Origin of the sequence: Rhodococcus jostii RHA1 (genome assembly GCF_000014565.1) — a bacterium.
In the GTDB taxonomy this organism is placed as follows: domain Bacteria; phylum Actinomycetota; class Actinomycetes; order Mycobacteriales; family Mycobacteriaceae; genus Rhodococcus_F; species Rhodococcus_F jostii_A.
The window spans coordinates 2,333,796-2,350,064 of the sequence record NC_008268.1; the positions used below are offsets into that span (position 1 = coordinate 2,333,796).

Consider the following 16,269-nt stretch of genomic DNA (forward strand, 5'->3'; position numbering starts at 1 on the left):
TTGTCTCCTCCCGGCTCGTCAGAACTCGTAGGTGGCGGGCGCGGGCGCCTCGCTCGTGTCGGTGGACTGCGCAATCGCTTCGGCCTGCGCCGCCACGGTGACGAGGTCGAACAGCTGGCCCACGCGCAGAGCCCCGGGCCACTGTTCGTCGAGACGACGCTGCAGTTCCACGACGCGATGCGAGTTGCCGCCGACGTCGAAGAACCCGTCTTCGGAACCGAAGTCGTCGTGCCCCAGCACCGCCGCCCAGTGCTCGGCGACCGACCGTTGCAGCGCGCTCCAGCGTTGCCGCGACTCGCCGCGCGCAGGCTCCGTGTCGGAGACGAGTGCGCGCAGCGCGTTCTCGTCCACCTCGCCGTCCGGCGTTCGCGGGACCGCGCCGAGTGCGACGAACCGCGTGGGGACCGATCGGGCGTCGAGCCGTCCGGCGCTGAACTCCCGCAGGTCTTCTGCCATCGGGAGCACGGCCGCCGCGGCCGCCGGGACCCAGAAGGCGGTGACACCGGTGGCGGTTGTGAGGACCACCGCTTCGCGGACCGCCGGGTGACTCTCCACGACGTCGGTGACCGACCGTGCCGGGGATCCGGTGGCGCCGACGCTCAGCAGTCGTCCGGACCGATGCCATCGCGCGAGTGCGCCCGTCCGGACCATCCGGGTGCCCGGGGCGCCGAACGGATTTGCCACGAACGTCGTGGCCGCCGCCCGCGCCGAGGTGTGGTGCTCCCGCGTGTCGGCCAGGTACACCGCACCGGTCACGCCTTCGGGGGTGAGCTGCAACCGGGGATCGAGCACCACGGTCTCGGCCGCCGCACTCCATTCGCGAATCCGGGTGAGCTCGTCCGGGGCCAGCACGTCGACGTCTCCGACGGCGACACTCGGATCTGCAACGACTGCGGCGAGAATCCTGGTGAACCGGTCGGCCAGGGCCTGCACGGTCGCCGCATCGAAGAGGTCGGTGGCGTAGGTGAATCCCGCGGTCATCCCTTCCGGTGTTCCGCACTCGTCGTACTTCTCCCGCACCGTCAGTTGCAGGTCGAAGAGCGACACCTCGACGTCGGGTTCGAGGACTTCGGCCTCCAGGTGCGGGAGGGCGAGATCGGGGTGTTCGGTGTTCCGGAACTCGAGCAACACCTGGAACAGGGGTGAATGCGACTGGGACCGAGGCGGGTTCAGCGCTTCCACCACCCTCTCGAACGGCACGTCCGCGTGGGCGTAGGCCGCGAGGTCGGTCTCACGGACCCGGGTGAGCAGTTCGTCGAAGGTCCCCGACACGTCGGTCCGCAGCACGAGGGTGTTGACGAACATTCCCACCACGTCGTCGAGGACGGCCTCGCCGCGGCCGGCGACCGGCGACCCGATCACCACGTCGCCGGTACCGCCCGAGCGGGCCAGCAACACGGCGAGCGCCGCGTGCACGACCATGAACACGGTGCACCGCCGGGTCCGCGCCAACGCCACCGTGTCCCGGTGCAGGTCGGCGCCGATCCCGAACGTCACCCGGTCGCCGGAGGCAGAGCGCCGCGGCGGGCGGTCACGGTCCGTGGGCAGATCGGTGACGGCCGGCGCGTCGGCGAGGTCGGATCGCCAGTAGTCCAGTTGCCGCGAAAGCAGGGAGTCCGCGTCGTCCTCCGAGCCGAGGAGTTCCCGCTGCCACACGGCGTAGTCGGGGTACTGCACCGGCAGCGGCTCCCATCCCGGCGTGCAGCCCTCGGACCGTGCGGTGTAGGCCGTCATCACGTCGCGGGCGAGCGGAGCCATCGAGAACCCGTCGGCCGCGATGTGATGCACCACGACGACGAGAACGTGCTCGCGGTCGCCGAGTTCGAACAGCCTGGCCCGCATCGGGACTTCGGTGGCGACGTCGAAACCCGCGGACACGAGTTCCGAGATCTGTTCGCGTACCGGATCGTCGGACGCCGACGAGGTGAGTTGCGCGACGTGGCCGGCACCGACGATCACCTGGGTGGGTCCCGAATCGCCGTACGGGTACCGGGTGCGCAAAGATTCGTGCCTGTCCACCACGTCGGCGAGGGCGGCGGTCAGTGCGTCGACGTCGAGGTCACCCGACAGCCGGACGATCATTGCGACGTTGTACGCGGGTGAGGACGGGTCGAACTGATTGAGGAGCCACATCCGGTGCTGCGCCCACGAGAGCGGCACCGGGTCGGGGCGCCGGGGCACCGTCACCGCGGGCCGGGCTTCGCCGCCCGCGCTCTCGCGCGCGATCCGTGCCGCGAGCGCCCGTACGGTCGGGGTCTCGAACACGTCCCGCACACCGACGTCGGTGCCGAGCGCGGAGTTGATCCGAGCGACCACCTGCGTCGCGGTCAGGGAGTTGCCACCGGACGCGAAGAAGTCGTCGTCTGCTCCGACGACGCCGGTCCCGAGAACCTCGGCGAACACGTCGGCCACCGCGGACTCGAACGGTGTGCCGGGTGCGCGGAAGATGCGGGGCGCGAATTCGGGGTCCGGCAGCGCGTGCCGGTCGACCTTGCCGTTGGCCCCGAGCGGCAGCCGGTCGAGGACCGTCACCGAGGCCGGCACCATGAAGGGTGCGAGCACGGATCCGGCGAACTGCAGCACCTCGGTCGTGTCGAGGTCCGCGCCGTCCTCGGCCGTGACGTATCCGGCGAGGACCGCCTCGGCCGCGGGCGTGCGGCGCACCACGACCACCGCCTGCGCGACACCGGGGCAGCGGGTGAGCGCCGCCTCCACCTCCCCCGGTTCGACCCGCTGTCCGCGCAACTTGACCTGAAAATCGTTGCGGCCCAAATATTCCAGCCTGCCTTCCTTCGTCCACCGCATCAGATCGCCGGTGCGATACATGCGTGAGCCCGGGCGGTCGAACGGGTTCGCCACGAACGAGGCCGCGGTGGTTCCTGCCCGCCGGTGGTAGCCGCGCGCCAGACCCTCCCCCAGCACGTACAGCTCACCCACCACACCGACCGGCACCGGACGCAGCCACTCGTCGAGGACGAGTTCGCGGACACCGCGCATCGGGTGACCGATCCGCACGGGGTCGCCGGGTGTCATCGGGTCGCCGATGTTCGACATCACCGTCGTCTCGGTGGGGCCGTAGCCGACGAGCAGGGTGCGCCCGGACGCCCAGCGGGCCAGCAACTCCGGCGGGCAGCGTTCGCCGCCGACGACGAGCGCGCGAAGCAGGCGCAGACCCCGCGGGTCGATGGTGGCCAGGACCGCGGGGGTGGCGAACGCGTGTGTGATCCGCTCGGCCGCGAGCAGTTCCGTCAGTGCGGCGCCGCCGTACACGTGGGGGGCCGCGATCACCAGTCGCGCACCGGCACCGAACGCCATGAGGTATTCGAGCATCGTCGCGTCGAATCCGGGTGACGCGAGATTCAGGACGCGCGAGGCATTCGTCGTCGCGTACCGGGCGCGCTGATCGATCGTGAAGTTCTGCAGCCCCGCATGGGGAATGACGACGCCCTTCGGTGCCCCCGTCGACCCGGACGTGTACATCAGATACGCCGGATGGCCCGGTCGCAGCGGCACGACCCGGTCGTCGTCGGTGATCGGACGGGACTCCCATCGCCGCGTCGGACCCGGATAGTCGAGGAGCAGCCACTCCACGCCGTCGGGCATCCGGTCGCGCTGTTCGGCGACCGTGAGTCCCGCCACCGCCCCGCAGTCGGCGAGGATGTCGGCGATTCTCCCCGGCGGCAGATTGGGATCCACCGGGACGAACGACGCACCCGATTTCGCCACCGCCCACACCGACACCACCAGTTCCACCGACCGGACGAGCCCGATCGCCACGTGGTGCTCCGGTCCGATTCCGCGGCGGATCAACACCCAGGCCAGCCGGTTCGACCAGTCGTCGAGTTCGCGATACGACATCACCGCGTTGCCGTAGGACAGCGCGACGGCGTGTGGGTCCCGGGCGGCCGCGGCGGAGAGGATCTCCGGCAGCAGCCGGGTCGTGCCGGTGGGCCGCCCGCACACCGGGACGAGGGCCTCGCGTTCGCCGGGAGACAGCAGATCGAAGCGGGCCAGTGGAACGTCGGGGTCGGCGACCACCGCGTCGAGGAGCCGCACGTATCGTTCGGCGAATTTGCGGACGGTCGCGGTGTCGAAGATGTCGGTGGCATAGGTGAATCCGGCTCTGATCCCGGCGGGTTCCCCGTCCTCTCCGAATCGTTCGGCCAGGGTCAGCTGCAGGTCGAACGTGGAGACGGAGACACCGAGGTCGATCTCCTCCACGTCCAGTTCCGGCAGGCTCGGAGTGGGCCGCACGACGTCCTGGAATTCGAACAGCACCTGGAACAACGGCGCGTGGGCCGTGGTGCGCGGCAGAGCGAGCGCCTCGACCACCCGCTCGAACGGCACCTCCGCGTGCGCGAACGCCTCCAGATCGCAGTCCCGCACAGCGGCGAGCAGCGCGGTGAACGAGTCGGCGCCGTGCACCGGGGTGCGCAGCGCCAGGGTGTTGACGAACATCCCCACCACGTCGTCGAGGACGGCCTCGCCGCGGCCCGCCACCGCGGATCCGATCACCACGTCGGTGGTGCTTCCCAAGCGGGACACCAGGACCGCGAACGCTGCGTGCGTCACCATGAACACGGTCGCATCGTGTTCGCGGGCAAGGGCAACCACCTTCCGGTGCAGGCGGTCCCCGATCTCGAACGACTCCCGCGCGCCGGCGAGCGACCGGTGTTCGGGACGTGCGCGATCCATCGGCAGGTCCGTCACCACCGGCGCGTCGGCGAGCGCGGAACGCCAGTACCCGAGCTGGCGGGACATCAGGGAGCCGGGATCGTCCTCCGATCCGAGCAGCGCCCGCTGCCAGATGCTGTAGTCGGCGTACTGCACCGGAAGCGGCACCCAGTCCGGCGCGTCTCCCCGAGCCCGGGCCGTGTACGCGGAGGTGATGTCGCGGGCCAGCGGGCCCAGCGACAGCGCGTCCGCAGCGATGTGATGCACCACCAGGGCCAGGGCGTGATCACGCGACCCGACCTCGAACAGGTGCGCCCGCAACGGAACCTGCGCGGTCACCTCGAAGCCCGCGGACAGCGCCGCCGCGAGCCGGTCCCGCAGGTCGCTCTCCCCCGACACCGTGACAGCGCGGAGCCCGGGCACCGCGGCCGACGCCGGGATCACGGACTGCACCGGCGTGTCACCCCGCATCGGGAAGACCGTTCGCAACGCCTCGTGCCGATCCACGACGTCCGTCAGCGCCGCGTGCAGCGCCGCGACGTCGAGAGGGCCGCGCAACCGGAAGGCCGCCGCGATGTTGTAGGCGGGCGACGTCGTGTCGAACTGGTCGAGGAACCACATCCGCGTCTGCGCGAGCGACACCGGCGCCGCCGCGGACCGGTCCGTCGCCACCAGCGGCGGCCGGTCCGCCGAGGCCGCCCGGCTCACCCGAGCCGACAGCGACCGCACCGTCCGCGCCTCGAAGACGTCGCGCACTCCCACACCCGCACCGAGCACACCCTGAATCCGCGCCACGACCTTCGCCGCGATCAGCGAATTGCCGCCGAGCGCGAAGAAGTCGTCGTCGATCCCGACCGCGGGCACGCCGAGCAGCGCGGCGAAGATGACCGCGAGCGACTCCTCGACGGGAGTGCCCGGTGCCACGAATTCGGCGCGGGAAGCCGTGACGGGCGCCGGAAGCGCCGCCCGATCCAATTTCCCGTTGCCGGTGAGCGGCAGCCGCTCGAGGATCGTCACCGAGGCCGGGACCATGTACGACGGCAACGCGCCTCCGGCGAATTCCAGCACGGCCTCCGAGTCGACGATGGCCCCCGCCTCGGGCACCACGTACGCCGCCGGGGCCGGGCCGGTCACCGCATCCTCGTGCAGGGTCACCACCGCCTGCGCGACCCCGTCGCACCGGCCCAGCACCCATTCCACTTCGCCGAGTTCCACCCGGAATCCGCGGATCTCGACCTGCAGGTCGTCCCGTCCGAGGTAGTCGAGACTCCCGTCGCGTCGCCACCGCACGACGTCCCCGGTCCGGTACATCCGGGCGCCCGACCCATCCGCGACGAAGCGGGACGCCGTGAGCCCGGCGCGGCCCAGGTAGCCGCGAGCGACCTGCGGTCCCGCCACATACAGTTCGCCGGCCACACCGATCGGCACCGGACGCAACCGCGCGTCCAGCACCGACACTCGGAATCCGGGAATCGGCCGCCCGACCTTGCTCGTCCACGCGGCGGCGGCGAGCCCGCGACCGAGCGGGAGGTGCGTGACGTGCACCGTCGTCTCGGTGATGCCGTACATGTTCACCAGCACGGGTGCGTCCTCGCCGTGGCGGGAGTACCAGCGTTCGAGTTGCCCGAAGTCGAGCGCCTCGCCGCCGAGCACGACGTAGCGCAGCGGCGGTGGGCCCGCGCCGTCCTCCGTATCGGTGGCCTCGATCAGCTGCGAGAATGCCGTCGGGGTCTGACTCAGCACCGTCACCCGATCGCGGCGCAGCAGTGCGAGGAACGCGGCGGGCGACCGGGTGGTGTCGAAGTCGACGACGACGAGCGTCCCGCCGTGCAGCAGCGCGCCCCACACCTCCCAGACCGAGAAGTCGAATGCCGGGGAATGGAACATCGTCCACACGTCGGTGTCCCCGAACCGGAACAGGTCCCTGGTGCTCGTGAAGAGCGAGACCACGTTGCGGTGCGACACCGCGACGCCCTTCGGTCGTCCCGTCGATCCCGACGTGTAGACGACGTAGGCCAACGAGTTCGGATCGACCGGTGGCCGTTCCGCGTCGGTCAGCGGGTCCGCGGAGTTGCCGCCGAGATCCGTGTCCGTCGAATCGAGGAGCAGGACGGGGACGTCCGACGCCGGCAGCGCGTGTGCGGTGTCGCGGGTGGCCAGAATGCACACCGGGTGGGCGTCGTCGAGGACGAGCGCCGAGCGCTCACCGGGATGGTCCGCATCGATCGGGACGTAGGCGGCCCCGGCCTTGACGACCGCCACGAGCGCGACGACGAGCGCCGCCGAGCGCGGCATCGCGACCGCGACCGAAAACTCCGGACCCACACCCCGCGAGAGCAGGTGTCGTGCAAGCCGGTTCGACCGGGCGTCGAGGTCGCCGTAACTCAGTCGCTCGCCACCCGACACGACGGCGGTGGCGTCGGGGGTCCGCGCTGCCCGGGCGGCGAACAGCTCACCGAGTGTCGTCTGGTCGGTGGCATCGGCCGGACGGGCCGACCAGTCCGCCAGCACAGCGCGTTCGGCCGGTTCGACCAGGTCGATGTCGCCGATCACGGCGGACGGATCCGCGGCGGCGGCCTCGGCGGTCCGCACGAACCGCCGAGCGAGTCCCTCCACGGTGGCGGCGTCGAACAGGTCTGTCGCGTAGGTGAATCGGGCCGTCGTGTCCGACACCGTCACCCGCAGATCGAGGTCGCCGAGTTCCCCTCCGGTGGCCGAGAATTCGAGCAGCACCTGGAAGAGCGGTGCGTGCGACCCGGACCGCAGCGGGTCGAGCGCGTCCACGATTCGCCGGACGGGCACTCCGCGGTGGGCGAACGCCTCCGCGTCGGCGTCCCGGACGGTGCCGACGTACTGGTCGACGCGATCCGAGCCGCGCACGTGGGTCCGCAGCACCACCGGGTCGGTGTCCGTCCGCCTGCCGATGACGACGTCGTCGGTACGGGCCGACCGTGCCAGCACCAGCGCCAGCACCGCATGGGTCACGGTGGCGGCGTCCGTGCGGTGTGCGGCGGCCAACGCGTCCAGCCCGCGCCGCAGATCCGGGTCGAGTGCGACGTCGACGGCGGCGCTGCGGTGGGACGGTCGTGCGGGCCGCGGACGGTCGGTGGGCAGGTCCAGCACCGGGGGCGCGTCCGCCAGTGTGCGCGTCCAGAAGTCGAGCCGGGCCGTCTCCTCGTGGACGGTGGTGAGCGCGGCGTCCGCGTCGGCCGTGACGAAGTCGCCGAGCAGTTCCAGGAATTGCCGGTGATGCGCGCCGACCTCGTCGGCGTCGTACCGGTTGGGGTTGGCCAGGAAGTGGACGAAGGTCCGGACCGGTGTGCCGCTCCGGTACACGTTGACGAGCAGGTCTTCGACCGGCCCGGACGTGACGATGTGGTATTCGCCGACGAGCGGCCCCAGAACCAGTTCCTGGTGGAAGAGCATGACGTTGACCATCGGACCCGACAGCGACTGCGCCGCAGCGGCACCCGCGTCGCGCCGGATGTCGCCGAGCCCGAAACGCTGGTGTCGCAGCACGCCCATCAGGTCGAGTTGCACCCGTTCCACCAACTGCGCCACCGTGTCCCCGGGGCGGATCTGCACGGGAAGCGGCACGACGCCCGCCACCATTCCGCCGGAGCGTCGCAGGGTCGCGGTGGTGCGCGCCGACACCGGGATCTTCACGAGCACGTCCCGGTGTCCGGTCGTTCTCGACAGGTAGCAGGCGAATGCGGCGACGATCTTCGCGGTCCCGTGGGCGCCGGCGTCGCCGAGCGCCCGCTCCGCCGCGTCCGGCAGGGGCGCGGTGACGTCGGTGCTCGTGGCGACCGCGGGCCCGGTCCGTCGGGCCAGGCTCGATCCGGGTCCGAGGCCGCCGACCCGTTCGGCCCAGAACTGCCGGTCCGCGGCGAAGCGGGACGACGACCGGTACTGCTGATCGGCGTCGTACAGATGCCGGGGGTCCACGGCCTCGTTGGGCGGCAATTCCCGGTCGAGCACCTCCGCGGTGTACCGGGCCGCGATGCGGTTGAGCATCGTCATCGCACCGTAGCCGTCCAGAGCAACGTGGTGAATCTTGCTGTACCACAGGTAGTGCGCGTCGCCCACGCGAAGAATCGACGATTCGACGAGGCGATCGCGCGTCGGATCCAGTGGGGTCTCGCAGTCGGCGCGCATCCATCGGCGGGCGGCTTCCACCGGTTCGGCGTCCCCGCGGAAGTCCCTCAGGCCGATCGACCGGTCCGCCGACGGATCGACCAGTTGGAACGGCTGACCGTCCCTGTCGATCAACCGGAGAAACGGCGACCCGAATTCGTCGGCGGTCGCGACGGTGGCCACGCGCAGGAGGTCGACGTCCAGGTCGCCGTGCACCTCGACGTACTGGGCGATGCACAGCGGCACGCCGGGGGCCAGTTGCTGGGCCAGCCACGCCTCGTATTGGGCCGACGACAGCGGGAACGGTACTTCGGCGCTGCCGGCGGCCTCGGTATGGTGCTCACGCAACGCCACCACCTCCGCTGGGCAGCAACCGGCGCAACGCCGCCTCGTCCACCTTGCTGCTCGGTGCGAGCGGAAGGGCACCGAGCGCGAGGAACCGGTCGGGCACCGCCTGCGCGACGAGTCGCTCGGCGCAGTGCGCGATCAGGTCGCGTGGTGTGGGTAGTACGGTGGCCGCGGGCGCGGGCACCCAGAACGCGGTCAACACCGTCTCCCCGTGTTCGTCGGCGGTCGCGAGAACCACCGCCTGGTGGATCGCGGGGTGACTCTCCAGCACGGCCTCCACCGCGTGTCTCTCGACCCGGGCGCCGCGCACTTTCACCTGTCCGTCGAACCGGCCGCAAAATTCGATGTCGCCGTGCGGATCGACCCGTGCGAGGTCGCCTGTGTGATACATACGCGCACCGGGCCGCGCCGCGAAGGGGTCGGCGACGAAGCGGGCCGCGGTGGCGGCCGGGCGGGACGCGTAGCCCTCGGAGATCTGCGGACCGCCGACGTACAGGTCCCCGACCGCTCCGTACGGCACCTCGACCAGTTTCGCGTCGAGGACGTAGGCGGTGCTCGCGCCCAGTGGTCTGCCGATCGGCGCGATCGAGGCGGGCACGTCGCGCACCGGATGAGCCAGGCAGCTGACGGTCGTCTCGGTCGGACCGTACTCGTTGCTCAGTGGGACCCCGGGCAGCACCGCACGATGTTGTTCGACGAGCGTGCCCGGAAGGGCCTCTCCCGCAAGCGTCACCAACCGCAGACGGTCGCGCAGCGGGGTGAGATGCGGCAGCAGCAGCCGGTAGAACGAGGGGGTCGCGACCAGGTGGGTGGTCTGCCACGTCCGGGCGAGCGCGGCGACGGCCTCGGCGTCCATCAATTCGCGAGAGTCCGGGAGCACGCTGGTGCCGCCGGTGCACAACGCCCACAGGGTCTTCAGCAGGGAACCGTCCCACGTGAGGCGGAACGCGGAGAACGTGACGAGATCGCCGTCGTCGAAGTCGTAGTTGCGACCGTCGACCATGCTCGCGAGGTTGGCGCGGCTCGCGACGACGGCCTTGGGGATGCCAGTCGACCCGGACGTGGTGATCACGTAGGCGGCGGTGCCCGCAGGCACGTCCTCGGGTAGATCGGCGAGTTCGGCGACGGGCCGGTGCCCGGCGTCCCGGTCGTGCAGTGCGGGAACGCGTCCGACCGCGCTGCGGGCCAGGTCGTGGATCCACGCCGGCGACGTCTTCGGATCCGCGGACCCGAAGACGACGGCACCGCAGTCGATGTCGCCGAGGAGTGCGCGGAGCTGACCCACCGGATGCCCGGGCTCGATCACGCACCACGCCGCGCCCAGCCGCAGCGCGGCGATCATCCCCACCACCGTCTCGACGCTCTGCCGCTGGTGGATCAGCACCACCTGCCCCGGCCGCACGCCCACGGCGGCGAGTTGCCGCGCCAGTGCCTCGCTCGCCGAATCGAGTTCGCGATACGTCAGCGCCCGGTCGCCCACCACGATCGCGATCCGGCCGGGAACCCGCGCGCACTGGCGGAGGATCCCGGTCATCACCCCACCGTTCGCGACCACGTCCGTCATGGCGCCACGTCTTCCGAGAGGACCGCGACGTGATCGGCGTTCGGTGCCGCCGCACTGCGAATGTCATTGCACAGCAGCAGCATCCGATCGGGGTTCGGGTCGACGACGTCGAAGCCCGCGAATCGCAGGGTCACCAGCATCACCCGGTTGACGTCCGTCGGCACGAACTCGGCGAGCGCCCGCCTGCCGTGGGCGCGTGCCCGCTCGACGACGTGCCGGATCAGCGCCGTCCCGACCCCACGGGACATCACCCGGCACGACATCAGCAGCAGTTGCAGGACGGAATCGTCGCCGCGGATCTCCGAGACCGCGAGACCGATCGTGCCGTACCCGCCGAATCGGTCGCCGAGCGACGCGACGAGCACCTCGTGGTCGTCCGAGGCGCACAGCCGGCGCAGTTCGTCGATGCCGAAAGTTCGTCCCGTCGTGTTGAGTTGATGAGACCGGACCGTCAGTTCGTGGGCGCGTTCGAGGTCGTCCTCGGCCGCCCGGCGGACCGTCATGACCAGTTCGAGCGAGGCCAGGAACTCGGAGTTTGACCCGTGGAATTCCTGTTCGCTCACCTGACGGATCCGTTCGGCGCGATACAGCGACCTCCGCTGCCTCGCCTCCTCGGTGACGGCGGGCGGCGTCAACTCGGGAAGGTCGGGGAACGACGCGATCTGCTCGGCGGGATAGCAGCGCACCGGCGGAAGCGCCTCGGACACCTCGGCCCGCTCGACGGGATCGTTGTCGACGAACGCGATGGTGTCGAGACCCAGATTCAGTGTCTCCGCGATGCGGCGCACTGCCTCCGACTTCGGGCCCCAGCCGACGTCGACGGCGCAGAACAGTTCCTCGATGCCGTGCATGCGCAGGTGCGCGGCGGCGGGTTCGTATTCGCCGCGGCTCGCCACGGCGTGCAGGATGCCGCGGCGGTCGAGCACATCCAGGGCGCGGAGGGCGTCCGCTTTCGGCACCGGGGCGTCCTGTTCGAGGACGACGCCGTCCCAGATGGTGTCGTCGAGATCCCAGACCACGCACTTGACCGTCTGCTCCATCGTGATCACTTCCCGTGCCCGGGTCGATCGGGCAGGCGTCGGAGCAGTGCGCTGCTCCAGGCCGCGACCGGGCTGCTGTTCATGATCACGCAGTAGTCGCCGGGCGCCTGTGCGGACGCCGCGCGCTCGAGGTTCGCCGCGACGTCGACGGATCCGAGGTGGCCGAAGTGGGCCAGGTTGTGGCGGCAGACGGGATCGATGGTGACGTCGAGTGCCTCCTGCCAGAACGTGAACGCGCCCAGCGACAGGTTCTGCATGAGGAACACGCCGATCGCGTCCTGCTGCAGCCCGTTCCGGGCCAGCAGGTCCGCGTTGATCTCCGTGAACCGCTTCCGGCTCTCGACCGCGAGGCGGAACGAGTACGTGGGTTCGTCGGCGCATTCCTCGACCCAGTCGGCTTCGCGCACGTCGCGGTAGTCGATGTGGAACAGGTCGGCGTATTTTCCGTCGCTGCGGATCATCTGGTCGACGAGTTCGTACCGCCCGGTCTCCGACGTCGTCAGCAGGACCGCGGCGGCGCCGTCGCCCAGGAGCGTCATCGGCGACCGGTACCGCGACCGGGTCGGGGTCTTCGCCGCTGCGACGACGAGGACGTTCTGGCACCGGGGGTCGCCGAGGAGCAACGCCGACGCGAGCGCGAACGCCGCCGAGACGGACACGCACCCAAGGTCACCCACACCGGTGGTGAACGCCTGGGTCGCGCCGAGCCGGTGCTGCAGGCGCGTGGCCTCGGACGCGAGCAGATACTGGGGAACCCGGCCCTGGACGAGCAGCAGCGCATCGAGCTGGGTGGCGTCGAGGCCCGCCTTCCGGAGTACCTCGTCCGCCGCGGCGTGCGCCAGATCCACCTCGGAGAGCCCGATTCCGATCCGCACCGTGTCGATGCCCAGTGCCAATGCGTGCTCGCGCTGCGCGATCGGCAGTTCGTCGAGCTCGGGCAGTCCGGCTACGGTGACCTCGTCGTCCGGGAACCAGAGCGCGACCGAGTCGATCGTGACCGGTCGGTCGGCCGTCATGGCGCACCTCCCCCGAGCACGTAGTCACCGATCTGGAGTTCGGCGACCTCCGTCGCGCCCTCGATGATCTGCATGACCTTGGCGTCGCGGAAGAAGCGCCCCACCCTGCTGCCGGGGGCGCATCCCACGGCCCCGAGTACCTGGACCGCCTGCTGGCTCACCGACGCGGCGACGCGGGCCGCGGCGTACTTCGCGGCGATCGTCGTGAACAGCGCGCTCGGCTCGTGGGCGTCGCGTTGTTCGGCGGCCCGTTCACACAGTGCGCGGGCGCCGGCGGCATCGACCCAGCTGCGACCGAGGATCGCGCGGACCGAGTCGTGCTCGGACAGCACGGCGCTGCCCTGCACCCGGGTGGACGCGTGCGCGACGGCGTCGGCGAGGCACCCGCGTGACATTCCGGCGCACCCCCAGGCGATGGTGTACCGGCCGTGGTCCAGGGCGGTGCCGACGACGTGGGACAGTCCGAATCCCGGCGGTGCGATCAGGTGGTCGGCGGGGACGACGACGCCGTCCAGCGCGATGTGTGCGATCCGGGCGCCGCGCATGCCCAGCTGCCCGTGGATCGGTTCGACGGTCACTCCGGGTGCGTCCGTTTCGACCAGTGCGGTCGTCAGCCCGGCCTGCGACCGGCCGAGGACGAGCAGTACGTCCGCGACCTCGCCGAACGTGACCCACAGTTTCCGTCCGGAGATCCGGTGATCCGAGCCGTGCGCTTCGAAACGGGTAGTCACAGAGGAGAGGTCGCTGCCGGCTCCGGATTCGGTGGCGGCGAATCCGGCGAGGAGTTCGCCGGTCGCCAGGGCCGGCACCCACTGTGCCCGCTGTTCGGCGGTGCCCCACCGGTCGAGGGCGGCGTTCACCATCCCCTGCACGGTCAGCAGCGAACGCAACGACGTGCAGACCGCCCCGAGTCTTTCTGCGACCGAGCCCAGTTCGGCCGCGTTCAGGCCGAGTCCCCGGCAGTCCGTCGTCCGGTCCAGCCCGAGGACCCCCGCCCGCGCGGCGGCCTCGATGACGTCGACCGGCAGCCCGGTCTCGTCCCAGGTGCCGGCGTCGGTCTCGGCGGAGGCGACCAGTGTGTCGATACCGATCACGGCGACGCCCCGTCCGTCGCACGAAGCTGCTCGCCCCGCTTTCTCCGAATGAAGCCCGCTACCCGCGCTGCGGTACGGAAGTTGTCGAGATCGAGATCCTCCACCTCGACCACGACGTCGTGGGAGCCCTCGATGTACGTGACGATCTCCAGGGCCCGCAACGAACTCACCAATCCCAGGGTGAAGTAGTCGTCGTCGGGACCGAGTTCCGTCGACGTGATCGAGCTCAGGTACTGCCGTAGCTGCTCGACCAGCTCGTCACGGGACTCGGGCACAGGGGCATTTGCTGTGTCCATGGGCGTGGGATTCCCATTTGGACCAGCGTTCAATCATCGTGCCCTCAGGCGGCCAGCAGGCCCGGCAGTCCCCACTCCGCTGCGAGCAGCTCGTAGGAGCGCAACCGGTCGCCGTGATCGTGGGTGACGCTGGTGATCACCAGTTCGTCGGCGTCGGTGAGCCTTCGCAGACTGTCGAGTCGGTCCGCGACGGTGGCCGGCGCCCCCACGAACTGGGTGATCAGCCGGTCCTCGACCGCCGCGCGTTCCGCCTCGCCGAGCGGTGCCGTGTGCGCCGGGTCCGGATACGGGATTGCTCCGTGGCCGCTGCGGATGCTGTGCGTCCAGTGCGCGAACGTCGACGCCAGTTCCTTCGCCGTCGCGTCGTCCTCCGCCACGACCGCGTCGGCGGAGACGACGACGTACGGCTTCTGCAGGTTCGGCGACGGGCGGAACGCGGCGCGGTACGCCTCGACCGCCTCGATGGTCGTCGACGGGCTCACGTGGTAGTTCGCCCCGAAAGGCAGCCCCAACCGCCCGGCCAGTTCGGCGCTGGGCCCTGCGCTGCTGCCGAACACCCATACCTCGACGTCGGCGCCCTCGCCCGGGCTGGCGTGAAGTTCGATCCCGTCCGGGGTGCTGTACGTGCCGCCGAGCAGTGCCAGGATGTCGTCGACCTGCTGGTCGAACGCCGGCGACAGCGCGCCCGGCTGCTGCAGTACCGACTGCGCCGCCGTGAGCCGCGGAGACAGCAGGAGCCCGGACGGATCGAACGGTGCGGGGATCACGACGCCGTCGCGGATCTCCGTTTCCCGGCGGGGCGGGGCCGGCAGGTTGTTGCGTTCCGCAACCGCTTTCAACGCCTCGGCCCGGCGCTGACCCGACCGTCCGAGCCCGAGGTCCAGACGACCCGGGTACAGCGCGTCGACGGTGCCGAACGCCTCGACCACGGCCGCTGCGGTGGTGTGGCCCAACTGCACCGCGGCGGCGCCGACCCGGAGGGTGCTGGTCGCCGCGGCCAGGATCCCGACGAGCACGGCCGGCGAGGAACTGGCGACGCCCACGAAGTGGTGTTCGGCAACCCAGTACCGCTTGTATCCCCACGCTTCGGCGTGCCGGGCGAGGTCGACGGTGTTCCGCAGCGCGGTGCGGGCGGTGGTGCCCTCGCTGACGGGCGACAGGTCGAGGACGGACAACGGAGTGGTCATGAGGGCACCTTCTGGAGAGAGCGGGGATTGACAGCGCGATGGCTGCGCGGGGCACCGAGTCCGAGGTGCTGCCGCAGCGAGGCGGTGGTGTATTCGGTGCGCAGGACGCCGCGGTCCTGCAGCAACGACACGACCGTGTCGACGAACAGGGCGAGTTCGTCCGGGGTGAGAGAGGAGGGCAGGACGAACCCGTCCGCTGCGTCCTCACGGACCCACCGGACGATCCGGTCCGCGACGGACGTGGCGGTACCCGCGAACGGCGTGGCGGACAGAACCTTCACCGCACCGGCGGTCCTGCCTGCCTCGACCGTGCGGCGTGCGAGGTCGTCGTAGAACTCGCGACCGGCCTCGAACGTGCCGAGCGGCGCGATGATCACGTCACCGTGCCGGGCGGCGAGATCCCGGGCCTGCGGGCCGTCACCCGACACGATCACCACCGGTTGCGCTTGCGGGCTCCGGGGGACGGTGAAGCGTCCACCGATGTCGAAGTGCCTGCCCCGGTGGTAGAACGCGCCTGCGGTGGGATCCGAGACGAATCGCCCCGCGCCGCGGTCGATGGTCACGACCCCCTCGGCCCAGGAATCCCACAGCGTGCGTGCGGTGTCGACGAACTCCGCGGCCCGCTCGTCGCCGAAGGCCCCGGTGTTCCACGCCGCCCGCCCGCCGGACAGGTGATCGAGTGAGGCCAGCCGGCGGGCGACGTCGTACGGTTCGGCAGAGGTCGTGTCCAGCGTCGCCGCGAGCCCCACCGTGTCGGTGAACCCGGCCAGCGCGTTCGCCGCGGTGACGCCGTCGGCGAGGAAGAAGTCGAATCTCCCCCGCTCCGCGGTGCGGGCGGCATCCGCGAGGACGGCGAAGTCCGTCCGGCCGGCGGGTGCCGCCGCCCCGAGCACGACCTGCTTCTCGGCCATGC

Annotated in this window: 8 protein-coding genes; all 8 read right to left on the reverse strand. The window is 70.9% G+C overall.

The features are described 5' to 3' along the window. Positions 1–18: 18 nt before the first annotated feature. The 8 genes from RHA1_RS10785 to RHA1_RS10820 are packed head-to-tail and all read right to left on the reverse strand — an operon-like array spanning position 19 to position 16,267. On the reverse strand, positions 19–9,165 hold the full coding sequence (locus RHA1_RS10785) for a non-ribosomal peptide synthetase (protein ID WP_041812370.1): 9,147 nt from the start codon (positions 9,163–9,165) through the stop codon (positions 19–21). Then, complete coding sequence (locus RHA1_RS10790) at positions 9,152–10,723, reverse strand: amino acid adenylation domain-containing protein (RefSeq protein ID WP_050787282.1); 1,572 nt, start codon at positions 10,721–10,723, stop codon at positions 9,152–9,154. The genes RHA1_RS10785 and RHA1_RS10790 overlap by 14 nt, the downstream gene beginning before the upstream one ends. Further along, positions 10,720–11,772 carry an HAD-IIIC family phosphatase gene (locus tag RHA1_RS10795; protein ID WP_011595010.1) on the reverse strand — a complete coding sequence of 351 codons (1,053 nt, stop codon included), beginning with the start codon at positions 11,770–11,772 and terminating at the stop codon, positions 10,720–10,722. The genes RHA1_RS10790 and RHA1_RS10795 overlap by 4 nt, the downstream gene beginning before the upstream one ends. Further along, the gene (locus RHA1_RS10800) at positions 11,769–12,779 is read right to left on the reverse strand and encodes a 3-oxoacyl-ACP synthase (protein WP_011595011.1); all 1,011 of its coding nucleotides are present in this window, start codon (positions 12,777–12,779) and stop codon (positions 11,769–11,771) included. The genes RHA1_RS10795 and RHA1_RS10800 overlap by 4 nt, the downstream gene beginning before the upstream one ends. Continuing rightward, complete coding sequence (locus tag RHA1_RS10805; protein WP_009474880.1) at positions 12,776–13,873, reverse strand: acyl-CoA dehydrogenase family protein; 1,098 nt, start codon at positions 13,871–13,873, stop codon at positions 12,776–12,778. The genes RHA1_RS10800 and RHA1_RS10805 overlap by 4 nt, the downstream gene beginning before the upstream one ends. After that, positions 13,870–14,169 carry an acyl carrier protein gene (locus tag RHA1_RS10810; protein ID WP_009474881.1) on the reverse strand — a complete coding sequence of 100 codons (300 nt, stop codon included), beginning with the start codon at positions 14,167–14,169 and terminating at the stop codon, positions 13,870–13,872. The genes RHA1_RS10805 and RHA1_RS10810 overlap by 4 nt, the downstream gene beginning before the upstream one ends. Before the next feature lie 44 nt (positions 14,170–14,213). Then, positions 14,214–15,356, reverse strand: coding sequence for an LLM class flavin-dependent oxidoreductase (locus RHA1_RS10815; RefSeq protein ID WP_009474882.1), 1,143 nt, complete (start codon positions 15,354–15,356; stop codon positions 14,214–14,216). Next, the gene (locus tag RHA1_RS10820; RefSeq protein WP_011595012.1) at positions 15,353–16,267 is read right to left on the reverse strand and encodes an LLM class flavin-dependent oxidoreductase; all 915 of its coding nucleotides are present in this window, start codon (positions 16,265–16,267) and stop codon (positions 15,353–15,355) included. The genes RHA1_RS10815 and RHA1_RS10820 overlap by 4 nt, the downstream gene beginning before the upstream one ends. Positions 16,268–16,269: the final 2 nt, after the last annotated feature.

Excerpts from the sequence above, each read along its gene's own strand:
- RHA1_RS10790 (WP_050787282.1), bottom strand. The coding sequence starts at position 10,723 with ATGACGGACGTGGTCGCGAACGGTGGGGTGATGACCGGGATCCTCCGC.
- RHA1_RS10800 (WP_011595011.1), bottom strand. The coding sequence starts at position 12,779 with ATGACGGCCGACCGACCGGTCACGATCGACTCGGTCGCGCTCTGGTTC.
- RHA1_RS10810 (WP_009474881.1), bottom strand. The coding sequence starts at position 14,169 with ATGGACACAGCAAATGCCCCTGTGCCCGAGTCCCGTGACGAGCTGGTC.
- RHA1_RS10815 (WP_009474882.1), bottom strand. The coding sequence starts at position 15,356 with ATGACCACTCCGTTGTCCGTCCTCGACCTGTCGCCCGTCAGCGAGGGC.
- RHA1_RS10820 (WP_011595012.1), bottom strand. The coding sequence starts at position 16,267 with ATGGCCGAGAAGCAGGTCGTGCTCGGGGCGGCGGCACCCGCCGGCCGG.